Origin of the sequence: Streptococcus mitis (assembly GCF_047463435.1) — a bacterium.
Taxonomy (GTDB): Bacteria; Bacillota; Bacilli; order Lactobacillales; family Streptococcaceae; genus Streptococcus; species Streptococcus mitis_DS.
Map to the genome: position 1 here is coordinate 23446 of NZ_JASHDW010000008.1, position 15921 is coordinate 39366.

Here is a 15921-nt window from a genome sequence, read left to right on the forward strand (position 1 = left end):
CTCAGACTTCTATCGTTTTATTTGATCAATTCGTAAATAGCTTCGGCATAGATTGCTGCTGCTCGGAAGAGATCATCCAAGGCGATAAATTCATTGGCTTGGTGCATGGTGTCAATTGAGTCTGGGAACATGGCACCATAGGCAACACCTCGTTCTAGCAAGCGACCAAAGGTTCCACCACCGATGACTTGCTCGTGACCTTTAAGACCAGTTTGTTTTTCATAAACATTCAACAAGGTTTGCACAAGTGGATCTTCCATTGGCACATAGTGAGGCGTGTGACCGTGTTCAGAAAGGCTAACAGAAGCAACTGGCAAGTTTTCAAGGATTGACTTGATTTGCTCTGGGCTTGTTCCTTTTGGATAGCGGATATTAAGGGCAATGGTATTATCAGCGCTTGTTTCGTCAAATCGGAAGACACCAGCATTCATAGAAAGGGCTCCCATCTTTTCATCCACATGAGCAATCTTGAGATTTTCACCCTCATGGTCGTTCAAGAGAATTTTACCAGCGATGTCAAGGTAGTCTTTGGCTGGACCAGCAAAGTCAAACTGACTAAGGAAGAGGGCTAGGTAAGTCGCACCATTGACACCTGAAGCTGGCATAGCACCGTGGGCTGATTTACCAATGATCGTCACCTTGTATTGACCGTTTTCTTCTTGGAGTTCTCCTCTAAGTTTGTGTTCTACAACAAAGGCATCTAGTTTAGCTTGCAAGTCAGCCAAACCACCTGAAACGACAGCTGTTGCTGATTCTGGTACCATGTTTTCACGCAAACCACCTGTGAAGCTGTGAAGACGGGCAACACCTGCATTTTCACCTGCAAAGTGAAGGTATTCCGTGATATTTCCTTTTTCACCATTGATGATAGGGAATTCAGCGTCTGGAGAGAAACCAAAGTCTGGCTTGGCAAGTCCTACGTGCTCAAAGTAGTAGTCCATATCTGCCCAACCTGATTCTTCATCTGTTCCAACGATGAAACGAACTTTCTTAGAAGTTGGAAGACCCAATTCTTTGATGATTTTCAAACCATAGTAACAAGCTGTTGTAGGACCCTTATCGTCCGAAGCCCCACGCGCATAAAGGCGACCGTCTTTGATAGTCGGTGTGTAAGGATCTGTATCCCAACCGCTACCAGCTGGCACCACGTCCATGTGAGCAAAGATCCCGAGAACTTCTTCTCCATCACCAAACTCAAAATGTCCTGCGTAGTTGTCAACATTTTTAGTTGGGTAGCCATCGCGGTATGCGATTTCAAGGAATTTTTCCAAGGCTTTTACTGGACCAGGCCCAAATGGATGTTCAGCATCAACCTTGCTGTCATCACGTTCTGAGTTGATTTCTAAAAGGCTAAACAAGTCAGCCAAGAGATCTTCTTTGCGTTTTTCTACTTCTGCTGTAAAATCAATTGTTGTCATTTCTTTCTTCTTTCTATCTTTTCTCAATGATTTCATCTACTGGCAAGCGGTAGCTTGGTTCCAATTTTTCGTCTGTGTAACCCACTGTAATCAAAAGCTCTGGGCGGAAACGGTCTTCAATTTCCAAAACCTCATTGACTTTTGATTTGTCAAATCCAAGGATCAAATTTGATCCGATTCCTTGGTCTGTAAGAGCCAGAACCAAGTTCATAGCAACCAAACCTGCATTGAGGGCTAGGTAGTCGCTGACTTGTTGTTCATTGTAACGGGCAAATTCCGCAGGCAAATTCTTCATAAAATATTGAAGTTGCTCTTCAGAAAAGTTATTAGCACCACCAACACGAGCAATCTTACGAGCACGTTTAGCCAAATCTGTGTCTGTAAACAAGGCAATAGTTACAGGCGCTGATGATACCTGTTCAAAGTTTGAACCGTAAGCCAATTTTGCTAGTTCGGCATTTTTCTCACGCACCACTACAAATTTCCAAGGCTGGCTGTTGTGGGCGCTTGGTGCCAAGGTTGCAATTTCGATAGCCGTACGCACATCTTTGGGATCAACAGGCTTATCAGTGAACTGCTTGGTCACATGACGTTTTTTATTTAATTCAAGAAATTTCATAATCGATTTCCTTTTCTAATTCTACTGCTTCCATTCTACCATAATTTGAAAGAGCTTGCAGGGATTTTTCATGATTAAGATTTTTTATTACAGTCATAAAAAATATATATTGGTTCATCAGGAAAGTTTCTGATAAACTAGCAAGTACTTTACATTTGAATGGAGATATTATGAAAAAATTTAGCCTATTATTAGCCATCCTACCATTTTTGGTTGCCTGTGGGAATCAAGCTACACCCAAAGAGACTAGCGCTCAAAAGACAATCGTCGTTGCTACAGCCGGCGATGTGCCGCCATTTGACTACGAAGATAAAGGCAATCTGACAGGCTTCGATATTGAAGTTCTAAAGGCAGTGGATGAAAAACTCAGCGACTACGAGATTCAATTCCAAAGAACTGCTTGGGAAAGTATCTTCCCAGGGCTTGATTCTGGTCACTATCAAGCAGCTGCCAATAACTTGAGTTACACAAAAGAGCGCGCTGAAAAATACCTATACTCGCTTCCGATTTCCAACAATCCCCTCGTCCTTATCAGCAACAAGAAAAATCCTTTGACTTCACTTGACCAAATCGCTGGCAAAACAACTCAAGAGGATACTGGAACTTCAAACGCTCAATTCATCAATAACTGGAATCAGAAACACACTGACAATCCTGCTACCATCGATTTTTCTGGCGAGGATATTGGTAAACGAATCCTAGACCTCTCTAACGGTGAATTTGATTTCCTAGTTTTTGACAAGGTATCGGTTCAAAAGATTATCAAGGATCGTGGCTTAGACCTTTCTGTGGTTGACTTGCCTTCTGCTGATAGTCCCAGCAACTATATCATTTTCTCAAGCGACCAGAAAGAGTTTAAAGAGCAATTTGATAAAGCGCTCAAAGAACTCTACCAAGACGGAACCCTTGAAAAACTCAGTAATACCTATCTAGGGGGTTCTTATCTCCCAGATAAATCTCAGTTACAATAATACTCTTCGAAAATCTCTACAAACCACGTCAGCTTTATCTGCAACCTCAAAGCTGTGCTTTGAGCAACCTACGGCTTGCTTCCTAGTTTGCTCTTTGATTTTCATTGAGTATAAGATATACTAAAAGCGATTGGACCAGCCAATCGCTTTTTTAGTTTGCATTGGTTATTTTAGGAAACTCTTACAAAAAATCAAAATAATCCTTCACATCCTCTACATACCCATGCTTTTCTATTAAATTGGCTAAGAGTTTCAGATTGTGCCCCTGATAGTTGTCTTCTCGTCGTAGCTCTTCATACATTTCGATAAAAGGAAGCCCCTTGAATTTGGCCAACTCCAACTCCGCTTCATAGTCATAAGCGACTTTACGAAATAGGATATTTACCAATTCCCCATCTTCAACTTCTATCACGGCATACTGGGCACGGTGATTTTTTAACGCCTCCCAATTAAAATAGGGCATGCCAATCGACCCTGGATTGATGATTTGTTGCCCTTGACTGCCGTAACGAAGCAACTGCTTGTGGACATGACCATAGACTGCCACGTCCGTTTCCTCATCTAGCAGTTGGTCAAATTTTTCTGTATCATTCCCAACCAACAAGTCACCCCCATAATTTTTGTCAGGTAAATTATGAGAGATAGAAAAGCGCAACCCAGCAACCTCTTTCTTTTCCAGCAAAGGCAAGCTTCGTAACCAGACAATCGTTGCAGGATCCATTCGCTCCATCAAAAACTGGGTCATGCGCATTGACTGGATTTCTTGTGGATGTTCCAAACCATATTCACCATCCAAGGCCTCAAGGACACAATCATCCCAATTGCCTCGAACACTGGCTGTGATAGGAAGGTCCTTTAGCAGGGCTACCAAGTCACTTGCACCTGGACCGGGAAGAAAAATATCTCCCAGAAGCCAGTATTCACTGACTCCTTGATTTTTAGCATCTGCAATCACTGCTTCTAAAGCCGTCGCATTTCCATGAATATCTGATAAAATTGCGATTTTATGTTTCATTGTGGTTTCCTTCCGTTTGGTAATCTACTCTTTCTTCCGCCACTTGAGCTAATTCCACTGCTTCCTGCGGGTTCAACTTCCTCTGCACAGCCTCTGCAACAGCTCTAGGTACTCCAACATCGACAATCTCATCCACACTGGCTTCCTTGATTTTTGTTAGAGACTTGAAATGCTTCATGAGATTCTGCTTGCGTTTAGGTCCCAGCCCTTCAATTCCATCCAGTTGTGATGAAAAAGAATTTTTCGAGCGCAGTTGGCGATGGAAAGTTATAGCAAAGCGGTGGACCTCATCTTGTATACGTTGGAGGAGGAAAAATTCCTGAGAATTGCGAGATAACTCCACCACCTCAAGCGGATCTCCAAAGAGCAATTCATGGGTTTGGTGCTTATCATTCTTTTGCAGACCTGCAATGGGAATATCCAAGCCCAGCTCCTCTTGAATGACTTGCTTGGCAATATTGACTTGACCTTGTCCCCCATCAATCACAATCAAATCTGGAGGAGTCAAACCGTCACGCTGTACTCGACCATAGCGCCTGCGAATGACCTCTCGCATACTAGCATAGTCGTCTGGCCCGACGACAGTCTTGATTTTATACTTACGGTAATCCTTCTTACTAGGTTTTCCGTTGACAAAGACCACCATGGCTGAAACAGGACTAGTTCCCATGATGTTGGAGTTATCGAAGGACTCGATGCGAACTGGGGTGGGAATTTGGAGCAAACGACCTAGATTTTCAATAGCTCCTTGGGTCTTTTCGACAGATTTTTCTAACAAATTGAACTTCTGCTCTAGACTGACTCGAGCATTCTTTATAGCCAAATTGACTAGTTGCTTTTTCTCTCCACGCTGGGGTTTGAGAATCTTGGTATCCACCAAGACCTTGACAGCTTCTTCGTCAATATCCTGCGGAATCAGCACCTCATTGGGAACTAGGTGAGATTTTTCTTGATAAAATTGTCCCACATAGGTTAGAAAGTCCTCGTCCGGATCATTATAATAAGGGAAAAGATTGACATCCCGCTCGATGAGCTTGCCCTGACGGACAAAGAAAACCTGAACACACATCCAGCCCTTGTCCACATAGTAGCCAAAGACATCGCGATTTTGGAGATCCTTGGCCATGACCCGTTGCTTGGTTCGAAGCGTTCCAATAGCCTGAATTAGGTCACGGTATTCCGCCGCGCGTTCAAATTCCATAGTCTGAGCTGCCGTTGCCATTTTGCCCTTAAGGTCATCTATAATTTTGTCATCCTGCCCTTTTAGGAAATCAGAAACCTCCTGAGCCATGGACTTGAAATAAGCCTCATCTTTCTTACAGATGGTGTGGGCCATACATTGGCCGATATGGTAGTAAAAACAGACCTTAGATGGTGGATTGGTACACTTACGAAAAGGAAAAATCCGATCCAGTAGTCGCTTGATTTCATTGGCTGCGCCCACATCTGGATAGGGACCGAAATAAAGACCGCCATCCTTTTTGACCTGACGAGTTATAATCAAACGAGGATAGCGCTCATTTGTGATTTTGATGAAAGGATAAGATTTATCATCCTTGAGCATGATATTGTACTTGGGCTTATTTTCCTTGATAAGATTAATTTCTAGGAGAAGTGCCTCAATATTGGACTCCGTAACGATAAATTCAAAATCCACAATCTCAGACACCAGAGCCTCTGTTTTGGTATCGTGACTCCCACGGAAATAGGAACGCACGCGGTTACGCAGATTTTTAGCCTTTCCTACATAGATAATGGTGCCGTTTTTATCCTTGTGAATGTAGCAACCAGGGCTGGTCGGCAGGAGCTCTAGTTTTGATTTAATCAAGTTATTCATAGTTCCATTATAACAAAAAAGTAGGGAAAGATAGTCCCCTACTCATTGGTCTCATATATTTTTCGGAGGTTTGCAACATCCTCTTCCTGGATACCATAAAAGGAACCTGCCGGTTGCATAACAGACTTCTCATCTGTATGGTCCAAGCCAATCGCATGCCCCAACTCATGTTCTGCCGTATGGACAATGCGCTCATAGGAATAGCCATAGTTAGGATTGGACAAATAATAATGATTCAGGCGCACCGTTACAGACAAGAATTGCCCCGTCAAGAGATTGGTCTGACTTTCCGCCTCTCCTGCCACAGGAGTGCTTCCGTCATTCATCTCAGTAGCCAAGATATCCGCTTTGCCGGACTCAGTCACAATTTCAAAGTTAAAAGCACCAGTTTGATTCCAATTCTGGATTGCTTCTAAATAAGCTTCTTGAAAGCGTGAATCCATCTGGGGATCCAAGTAAATACGAGCAGAAGCCTGTGGCCATCTTCCTTCAGAATGCTGGTGGCTATCTGTCTGGTTCAACTTAGGCAGTTGCCCTGTTTTTTCCCATTGGTCGATACTTTGTTGACAAATCTTGACTGACCGTTCTGCTTGCTTTAGCGCTCCTTGAAAATCCCCGTTCAGATACCAGAGAAATCCAAAAGCAAGAGTGCATAAAAGAAAAACAATCCAAACCAGGCGCCAAAACAAACGCCACACAAAAGAAAAGAAAGCCCCTATCAAACGAAAAATCCAGCGCATGTCTCTCCACCTTTCTAGCAAATAAAGTCTATTTTACTAAAATAAGCTGAAAGAAAACTAAATTATGACAATCTCTCTTCTAATTTGAAATCAATTGGCAGAGTTGCTAAGAATCGTTCCAATTGTTTTTCCCAATAATACCACTCGTGAGTTCCAGCGCTATGGCTATAGCTCACATCAAAGCCCAGTTTTTTAAGATTTTTCACTGCTAAATTATTGGCTTCGTACAAGAAATCCTGCTTGCCACACCAAGCCCACAGCTTGGTCTTTTTGTCCGATTTTTTAGCCAAACTTTCAAGAGAATAAGGACTAGCTGTCCAATCTTTAATCTCCCCAAAAACACCTCTCCAGTAAGCTGGTGTCCCCAGATTTTGGCTTTCAGGAGAAAAATCTTGAAAACTAAGGGCACCTGAAAAGCTAGCTGCATGAGAAAAACGATTTGTAGCAAGAGCCAATTTGAAACAGCCATAGCCTCCCATAGAAAGGCCAGCGATAAAGGTCTTTTCACGCTTACTGGTCATATTAGGGAAGAAGCGTTTCAGAACCTGTGGCAATTCCTCTGCTAGAGCCGTGTAGTAGTCAAAACCATATTGGGTATCGGTGTACCAACCGTTGCTGGTATTGGGCATGACAACGATGAGATTGGTTCCTCGAAGCAAGCGTTCTACATTGGTCCGCTTGAGCCAACTATTATGATTGCCAGACATCCCGTGCAAGAGGTACAAGACTGGAATATCTTTACAATCTGGTTCTTCCACTCGATTGGCATCGGGGTAGAGGACATTCACCCCCCACTCCATATCCAACACTTGTGAGTAATACTCGATTTTCATTACTGCCATAATTTTTTCCTCTATTTTTCTATAAGAAAAAGCCGAAATTCGACTTTCTCTCCGTTTATTTCAACAATTATTTCGCTTCCATGACTACTGGTAAAATAGCTGGACGACGCTTAGTTTGATCAAAGAGATACTTGGTCAGATTATCACGAACCTTCCCTTTAAGATCTGCCCAGTCAAAGTCATCTCCTTGAAGATAGTCTTCTACCGTCTGATTAATCAATTCTGAACTTTCACGGAGAATATCACGGCTCTTCTTGAGATAAACAAATCCACGCGTGTGAACACGAGCCTTGGCCACAATTTTCTTATCACGACGGTTAACGGTGATTGCGACGATGAAAATTCCATCTTCTGACAAGACCTTACGGTCACGAAGAACCACATTTCCAACATCACCAATAGCATTCCCGTCAATCAAGACATCCCCTGCCGAAACCGCTCCAGCTGGAACAAAGTCCCCATTCTCATAAGCCATGCTGGTTCCCTTTTTAGGGATGAAAATGCGTTCTGGCAACATCCCAACAGCCATAGCAGCCTTAGCGTGGGCATCCAACTCACGGTATTCCCCCTGAATCGGGAAGAGATACTTGGGTTGCAAGAGATTGATCATCAACTGCAAATCACGCGCATTTCCATGACCTGACACACGCAAGCTTTGGGTGATCAGTTTGACAACACCACCAGCTTGGTAAATCATGTTTTCCACACGCGCCACAACTGCTTCTTTAGCGATAGACGGAGTCGTTACGATATAGACCAAATCACCGTCTTTGATTTCCACATAACGGTGGCGACCAATTGACATCTTGCGAAGACCGTTGATAGGCTCACCCATACGGCCTGTCTCAAGAATAATCAACTCATGGTCTTCAAAACGAGACATATCTTTTGGCTTAATCAAAAGACTCTCGTTAGCTAGAGACAATTTCTTGAGGCGAATCGCAGTGCGGACGATATTTTCAATATCAAATCCTGTCAAGACCACACGGCGGCCTGTTGCATCCGCAGCGTCAAACACCTGCTGGATACGAGAGAGGTTGCTGGCTACCGCCGCAACGATGATACGTCCCTCCCAGTCCGCAATAGTTTGAGTGATTTCATCCCCAACTTCACTTTCGCTAGCCACTTGAACATTGCTATCTGCATTGGCTGAATCACTAAGCAGGGCTAGAACTCCGTCACGACCGATTTCTGCCAAACGAGCAAAGTCTGTCGCATAAGATTCGCTAGCTGTCTGGTCAAATTTGAAGTCACCCGTATAAACGATACTACCTTCAGCTGTCTTTAAGACCACACCCAGACTTTCTGGGATAGAGTGGGTCGTACGGAAGAAGGACACCACAGTCCCTCCAAAATCAATCTCCGAATCCTCATCGATGACATGGAAATCATTGAATTTTTTAACCGTATCATTTCCTTTAACAAAGAGTTTTGCCAACTCAATGGTCAACTCAGAGCCAAATACAGGTACCTTGGCTTCAGCCAAGAGATAAGGCAGAGCACCAATGGCATCCGCATGTCCGTGGGTCAAGAAAACCCCAGCTATACGGTCGCTATTTTCAAAAAGGTAATCCATGTTTGGAATAACGACGTCTACCCCTAGTTGTTCATTTTCAGGGTATTTCAGACCTGCATCCAAAACGAAAATAGACCCATCGATTTCAGCGATATACATATTTTTCCCATTTTCACGTACACCACCAAGTGTTGTTAAACTGATATTACTCATTTTTCCTCCGAAAACTTAATTTATCTTGATTATAGGGTTGCTTACCCTCTTATTCTAAAAGCACTATTACTTTTAGCCGAATCTTTTCCTACCATTATACCATTTTTTTGATGATTTTCAAAATGAAGATTTGTTTTCAAAAAAGAGCTGGTTGCCCAACTCTTTCCTATGATCTACTCTTTTTCCATTAAAAAGTCATAAATTTCTTGCACGGTACCCAGCGCCATCATTTCTTGATCTTTGACAGTTTGTTTGAGATTTTGGTAAATCTGACTTTCTCCTATCTCTCGCTTTGGTGCTTCTTTATTCACCTTCATGACACCATCTTTGATCGTCACAAAACCTAGTTCTTCAAACACTTGAATCATCTTGACCAGCAAGATTTGTTGGATATTGAGATAAGCCGCCAAATCTTTCAGCTTGTAGCGGATATCAAACTCTGGGAACTGATAAATAGTCTTGTACAATTTGGCAAACTGTTCTCTAGTTCCATAACCTGTTAGATAGTAGGCCTTATCAATGTCATTTTTGAAATAGACCGCAGAGAAATGCTGTTCCTGAAAAATGGTCTTCAGCAGAGTCATATCCTCAGGAATGGTTTTTACGACAACCGCTTCACTATCCGCCAGATTTGGCAGTTCTCCAGCAAAATCCAAGACTGGAACTCCTTCTGGCAAGGTGGCATTCTTTCCACGGATGTTAAAGAGCTGAACACCCTCCACACGCGCATCCACCATCATCAATTGGAGGGCAGTTTGGCCATTCCATTGGTTGACAGACAATTTAACTGCCAACTCTAGATTCTTGATTTGAGCAAATTCTGTTGCCCATCTACCTTGACCGAAGGCTACCACTTCAAAACTAGCCTCACCCTTAGAGATTTTGAGCTTGAGATGGGCATTGCCTGCTCCCATGGTACGAGCACTTTCGACATGAAAATCCTTGATATAAAAGACAGGTTTCTGATTGTCCATTCCAAAAGGTGCCAAGCGTTCAAAGTTCTTGACTGTTTCAAGACTCAAAGTCTCCAAATCCAACTCTTCATCTAGGTTTAACTTATTCTTGCCACCAGCATCTGCACCTTTTTCACGGACATAATCTTCCAAGACCTGAGATAAATCTGAAAGTTTCTCAACTTCCAGCGTCATTCCTGCTGCACCAGCATGACCGCCAAATGCGATAAAGAGGTCACGATGGGGATCTAGGGCTTCAAAAATATCGACTGCTTCCACACTACGAGCACTTCCCTTGGCACGACCGTCTTCTATATTAAGAACAATAACTGTCTGCCCTAGCTCTTCCAACAAACGACCAGCCACGATTCCTAGAACCCCAGGATTCCAGCCTTCCTTGGCCAAGACCTGGACCTTCTTTTCAGGATCCACCATGGTCTTGGCTTCTTCATAGATAGACTGGACGATTTCCTTGCGCTCTTCATTTTTCTGGTGAATCATAAGGGCAATCTCATGCGCTTCCTCGTCGTCAAATCCAGTCAGTAAATCAATGGCTGGGTTGGGATCGTCCAAGCGCCCCAAGGCATTCAAACGAGGGGCAATCTGGAAACCAACTGTCTCTTCTGTCACCTCGTTAGCAGCAATCCCAGCCATATCCAACATTTCTTGTAGACCGATGCGCTGAGTGTGCCCCAACATTTCTAGACCATATTGAACCAAGATACGATTTTCATCCGTCAAACTCACCATATCGGCAATAGTTCCGATAGCGACCAAGTCAAGCAGTTCCACTTGGACTTCCTCTAAAAGGGCACAAGCCAGCTTGAAAGCCACTCCACAACCAGCCAAATATTTGAAGGGATAGTCCGCATCTGGATGTTCAGGATGAACGATGGCATAAGCATCTGGCAGGGTTTCAGGCATGGAATGGTGATCGGTCACAATGACATCCACTCCCATAGACTGGGCCAGTTCAATAGCTTCATGACCTGCAACCCCATTGTCCACCGTCACAATCAAGGAAACCCCTTCTTGCTCGATAAAGTATTTATAAACACTAGCATTTGGACCATAGCCATCGGTAAAGCGGTTGGGCAGGTAAACACGGCACTCGGCACCAAGCTGTTCCAAACTTTCCTTCACAATCGAAGCCGAAGTCATACCATCCGCATCGTAATCACCGTAAACGAGAATATTTTCCCCTTCTTCAATAGCCTGACGAATCCGAGTCACTGCCTTGTCCATATCATGGAGCAGATAAGGATCATGCAAGTCCTCCAAAGAAGGTTCTAAAAACTTCTTCAGGCTCTCTTCATCCTGAATCCCTCTCTCAAATAATAACCGAGCCACCTCAGGACCCAGTCCAGCCTTCTTGGCTATCTTTGTAAAATCCGCATCTTCAACCTGCGGGGCAAACTGCCATTCATAAGTAGGTGTTATCAAAAAGACATCCACTCTTTCTAAGAATTCTATTGCTTCATTATAACATGATTTAGGCTTTTTCTCTATCCTGATTGCTTTCTACAAAAATTTTACTAACTTTTTTCTGATATGATTTGACAAGAAAAATCTTTTGGTGTAGAATCGTGTTATAAAATCTAACACAAAGGAGATTCCTTATGGCTTTAGTAGAATTTGAACACGTCGAAAAATATTACGGAGATTACCATGCACTCCGCGACATCAATCTCCGTTTTGAAAAAGGACAAGTTGTTGTCCTGCTTGGACCTTCTGGTTCCGGGAAATCAACTCTGATTCGCACCATCAATGGTTTGGAGGCTGTTGACAAAGGAAGTCTTCTAGTAAATGGTCACCAAGTTGCTGGTGCTAGCCAGAAAGATTTGGTACCTCTTCGCAAGGAAGTTGGTATGGTTTTCCAGCATTTCAACCTCTACCCACACAAAACAGTGTTAGAAAACGTAACACTTGCACCCATAAAAGTTCTAGGAATTGATAAAAAAGAAGCTGAAAAGACAGCCCAAAAATATCTGGAATTTGTAAATATGTGGGACAAGAAAGATTCTTATCCAGCCATGCTATCTGGTGGACAAAAACAACGGATTGCCATCGCACGTGGACTCGCTATGCATCCTGAACTCCTCCTCTTTGATGAGCCAACATCTGCCCTAGACCCTGAAACTATCGGCGATGTTCTGGCAGTTATGCAAAAATTAGCCCACGATGGTATGAATATGATTGTCGTTACTCATGAAATGGGCTTTGCCCGTGAAGTTGCTGACCGCATCATCTTTATGGCTGACGGAGAGGTTTTGGTGGATACGACAGATGTTGATGACTTTTTCGACAATCCAAGCGAACCTCGTGCCCAACAATTCCTCAGCAAAATCATCAACCACGAAAGTGACAAAGTCAAATAAGGAGGCGCCTATGAAAAAGAAATTCTTTCTATCCGCATTATTGATTAGCCTTTTCGGCCTTGCTGCTGCAAAACCAGTTCAGGCTGATACCAGTGTCACAGACATTCAAAAGAGAGGCGAGCTGGTTGTCGGTGTGAAACAAGACGTTCCCAACTTCGGCTACAAGGATCCCAAGACAGGGACCTATTCTGGTATCGAAACCGACTTGGCCAAGATGGTAGCTGATGAACTCAAAGTCAAGGTTCGTTATGTGCCGGTTACAGCACAAACTCGCGGACCCCTTCTAGACAATGAACAGGTCGATATGGATATCGCGACCTTTACCATCACAGATGAACGCAAAAAACTCTACAACTTCACCAGCCCTTACTACACCGACGCTTCTGGCTTTTTGGTCAATAAGTCTGCCAAAATCAAAAGCATTGAGGACCTAAACGGCAAAACTATCGGTGTTGCCCAAGGTTCCATCACCCAACGCCTGATTACTGAACTGGGTAAAAAGAAAGGTTTAACCTTTAAATTCGTCGAACTTGGTTCCTACCCAGAATTGATTACGTCCCTTCACGCTCATCGAATTGATGCCTTTTCCGTTGACCGCTCTATCCTATCTGGCTACATCAGTAAGCGCACAGTACTACTAGATGATAGTTTCAAGCCATCTGACTACGGTATCGTTACCAAGAAATCAAATACCGAGCTAAACAATTATCTTGATAACTTGGTTACTAAATGGAGCAAGGATGGTAGTTTGCAGAAACTTTATGACCGTTACAAGCTCAAACCATCTAGCCATACTGCAGATTAAGGAGGATACCCCATGACAGATTTATCATCTTGGACAGCCTATTTTCAGGATTTTGGACAATTTTTCAATGGTTTCCTCTTCACCCTTGCCCTAGCTATCGGATCCTTTATCCTCGCCATGGTTTTGGGCATCTTCTTCGGAGCCATGTCAACCAGTAAACGTCCGATATTGAGAATTTTGGCTCGCATATTTGTGGAGTTTTACCAAAACACTCCCCTCTTGGTGCAGTTTGTTATCGTCTTTTATGGTCTACCTCTTATCAGTGACCACACCATCATGATTCCGATTTATTGGACGGCTGTTCTCTGCGTGGGACTCTATCACGGCGCCTATATCGCCGAGGTAATTCGCTCAGGCATTCAGTCTATTCCTAGCGGTCAGATGGAAGCCGCCTTGTCGCAAGGTTTTACCTATATCAGTGCCATGCGCTTGATTATCTTACCTCAAGCCTTCCGTATCATTCTCCCTCCTTTGACCAACCAAATCGTCAACCTCATCAAGAATACCTCTACAGTCGCTATCATCTCTGGAGTGGACTTGATGTTTGTGACCAAGTCTTGGTCGGCTCTTAACGGAAACTACATTCCAGCCTTTCTAGGTGCTGCCCTGCTCTACTTTGCTCTATGCTTCCCTGTTGCCCAGTTTGGTCGCAAGATGGAGCAAGCTAACAAAAAAGCCTATTCACTTTAGGAGGTTACTATGGAATCCATTTTAGAAGTTTTGACCCCAGATAACCTAATCTTTATCTTTAAAGGATTTGGCTTGACCCTCTATATTTCTCTGATTGCCATCGTCCTCTCTACCCTTATCGGTACGGTGCTAGCTGTCATGAGAAATGGCAAAAATCCTATCTTGCGCATCATCTCCAGCATTTACATCGAGTTTGTGCGTAACGTTCCCAACCTCCTCTGGATTTTCACTATCTTTTTAGTGTTCAAGATGAAATCCACACCAGCAGGAATCACTGCCTTTACCCTCTTTACATCAGCGGCCCTAGCTGAGATTATCCGAGGCGGTCTCAACGCCGTAGACAAGGGGCAGTACGAAGCAGGAATGTCACAAGGATTTACCTCAGCCCAAATCCTCTACCACATCATTCTCCCACAAGCCATTCGTAAAATGCTACCAGCCATCATTTCTCAGTTTGTAACCGTGATTAAGGATACCAGTCTCCTCTACTCTGTTATCGCCCTACAAGAGCTCTTTGGAGCCAGCCAAATTCTCATGGGCCGTTATTTCGAGCCAGAGCAAGTCTTCAGTCTTTACATCCTGATTGCCCTCATCTACTTCAGCTTCAACCTAGCAATTTCTAGCCTATCTCATATGCTAGCAAAACGTTGGCAACAAGCTGCAGAATAATAAATTAACTCTCCAAGTACATGGAGAGTTTTTTCTACGCAATCTCAAAAAACACTGCCAGATTTCTAGCAGTGTTTTGAGTTTCATTTATCTTAGTAGACTGTTTTTTCAGTTTCTACATCGAAGAAGTGTGCTTTGTTCAAGTCAAATCCAAGTTCAACTGTTGCACCTGTTTGCAAGTAGTCACGAGCATCAACTTTGGCAACAAATTCATCTTTACCAACTTGGCAGTAAAGGTGAGATTCTGAACCAAGCAATTCTGATACAGAGATAGTAGCTTTGACAACTGATTCTGGGAATGTTTCAAGGAAAGCAGGTTCTGCATTCACGTCTTCTGGACGGATACCGAAGATCAATTCTTTACCTTCGTAGCCTTTGTCACGAAGAACTTTCAATGCTCCTTCTGGAACTTTCAAACGGAAACCGTCAGAAACAATTTCGCTACCAACCAATTTCACGTTGATGAAGTTCATAGCTGGGCTTCCGATGAATCCTGCTACGAATTTGTTAACTGGGTTTTTGTAAACTTCTTGAGGTGTACCGATTTGTTCTACACGTCCGATAGTACCTGTACCAGCAGGGTTTTTAGTTGCTGACATGATAACGATACGGTCTGCAAGTGTCATCGCTTCTGTTTGGTCGTGAGTTACGTAGATAGTTGTAGCTCCGATACGACGGTGGATTTTAGCGATTTCAGCACGCATAGATACACGAAGTTTTGCATCCAAGTTTGACAAAGGTTCGTCCATCAAGAATACTTTTGCATCACGGACGATGGCACGACCCATGGCAACACGTTGACGTTGACCACCTGAAAGGTCAGCTGGTTTACGATCCAAGAATTCTTTCAAACCGAGGATTGCAGCTGCTTCTTGCACACGTTTATCGATGTCTTCCTTGCTGTATTTACGCAATTTTAAACCGAAAGCCATGTTGTCATAAACAGTCATGTGTGGGTAAAGAGCGTAGTTTTGGAATACCATGGCGATGTCACGGTCTTTTGGAGCTACGTCGTTGACAACCACGCCATCGATAGATGCAGTACCTTCTGTGATGTCTTCAAGACCAGCAATCATACGAAGAGTTGTTGATTTACCACATCCTGAAGGACCTACGAAAACGATAAATTCTTTGTCTTTGATGTCCAAGTTGAAGTCTTCAACTGAATAGTGTTCGCTGTTTGGATATTTTTTGTAAATGTTTTTAAGATTCAATTCTACCATGAGGTGAACTCCTTTTGTCTTTTGATAGTTTT

Annotated in this window: 14 protein-coding genes; 5 read left to right on the forward strand and 9 right to left on the reverse strand. The window is 43.3% G+C overall.

The annotated features are described in order from the left end of the window. Positions 1-17: 17 nt before the first annotated feature. Both pepV and QM843_RS06070 read right to left on the reverse strand, forming a co-directional pair. Complete coding sequence (gene pepV, locus QM843_RS06065; RefSeq protein ID WP_414304589.1) at positions 18-1418, reverse strand: dipeptidase PepV; 1401 nt, start codon at positions 1416-1418, stop codon at positions 18-20. Between the two features lie 13 nt (positions 1419-1431). Further along, the gene (locus QM843_RS06070) at positions 1432-2037 is read right to left on the reverse strand and encodes a nitroreductase family protein (RefSeq protein ID WP_414304590.1); all 606 of its coding nucleotides are present in this window, start codon (positions 2035-2037) and stop codon (positions 1432-1434) included. Positions 2038-2207: 170 nt separating this feature from the next. On the opposite strand from QM843_RS06070, the gene QM843_RS06075 reads away from it, so the two are divergent. Further along, entirely contained in the window at positions 2208-3008 is an 801-nt protein-coding gene (locus tag QM843_RS06075) for an amino acid ABC transporter substrate-binding protein (RefSeq protein ID WP_414304591.1), read from the forward strand. Between the two features lie 181 nt (positions 3009-3189). Here QM843_RS06075 and QM843_RS06080 read toward each other — a convergent pair whose 3' ends face one another. The 6 genes from QM843_RS06080 to recJ all read right to left on the reverse strand — a co-directional run bounded on the left by QM843_RS06080 (position 3190) and on the right by recJ (position 11567). Next, a complete protein-coding gene (locus QM843_RS06080; RefSeq protein ID WP_414304592.1) occupies positions 3190-4023 on the reverse strand; it encodes a metallophosphoesterase family protein in 834 nt (277 codons plus the stop codon). Further along, positions 4013-5860: an excinuclease ABC subunit UvrC gene (gene uvrC, locus QM843_RS06085; RefSeq protein ID WP_414304593.1), complete on the reverse strand. Its 1848-nt coding sequence runs from the start codon at positions 5858-5860 to the stop codon at positions 4013-4015. Before uvrC ends, QM843_RS06080 begins: the two co-directional genes overlap by 11 nt. Before the next feature lie 38 nt (positions 5861-5898). Beyond that, positions 5899-6600 (reverse strand): M57 family metalloprotease, encoded by a 702-nt coding sequence (locus QM843_RS06090; protein ID WP_414304594.1) that lies wholly within the window; start codon positions 6598-6600, stop codon positions 5899-5901. 62 nt (positions 6601-6662) lie between these two features. After that, the gene (locus tag QM843_RS06095; protein WP_414304595.1) at positions 6663-7442 is read right to left on the reverse strand and encodes an alpha/beta hydrolase; all 780 of its coding nucleotides are present in this window, start codon (positions 7440-7442) and stop codon (positions 6663-6665) included. Positions 7443-7509: 67 nt separating this feature from the next. Beyond that, complete coding sequence (locus QM843_RS06100) at positions 7510-9171, reverse strand: ribonuclease J (protein WP_414304596.1); 1662 nt, start codon at positions 9169-9171, stop codon at positions 7510-7512. 173 nt (positions 9172-9344) lie between these two features. Next, a complete protein-coding gene (gene recJ, locus QM843_RS06105) occupies positions 9345-11567 on the reverse strand; it encodes a single-stranded-DNA-specific exonuclease RecJ (RefSeq protein ID WP_414304597.1) in 2223 nt (740 codons plus the stop codon). A gap of 176 nt (positions 11568-11743) precedes the next feature. On the opposite strand from recJ, the gene QM843_RS06110 reads away from it, so the two are divergent. The 4 genes from QM843_RS06110 to QM843_RS06125 are packed head-to-tail and all read left to right on the forward strand — an operon-like array spanning position 11744 to position 14666. Further along, positions 11744-12502, forward strand: coding sequence for an amino acid ABC transporter ATP-binding protein (locus tag QM843_RS06110; protein ID WP_001229569.1), 759 nt, complete (start codon positions 11744-11746; stop codon positions 12500-12502). Positions 12503-12512: 10 nt separating this feature from the next. Next, positions 12513-13307: a transporter substrate-binding domain-containing protein gene (locus tag QM843_RS06115; protein WP_080702822.1), complete on the forward strand. Its 795-nt coding sequence runs from the start codon at positions 12513-12515 to the stop codon at positions 13305-13307. Positions 13308-13319: 12 nt separating this feature from the next. Continuing rightward, entirely contained in the window at positions 13320-13997 is a 678-nt protein-coding gene (locus tag QM843_RS06120; RefSeq protein WP_125443963.1) for an amino acid ABC transporter permease, read from the forward strand. 9 nt (positions 13998-14006) lie between these two features. Further along, a complete protein-coding gene (locus tag QM843_RS06125) occupies positions 14007-14666 on the forward strand; it encodes an amino acid ABC transporter permease (protein ID WP_000443851.1) in 660 nt (219 codons plus the stop codon). Between the two features lie 92 nt (positions 14667-14758). On the opposite strand, the gene QM843_RS06130 is transcribed toward QM843_RS06125, so the two are convergent. Further along, on the reverse strand, positions 14759-15889 hold the full coding sequence (locus QM843_RS06130; protein ID WP_000229944.1) for an ABC transporter ATP-binding protein: 1131 nt from the start codon (positions 15887-15889) through the stop codon (positions 14759-14761). Positions 15890-15921: the final 32 nt, after the last annotated feature.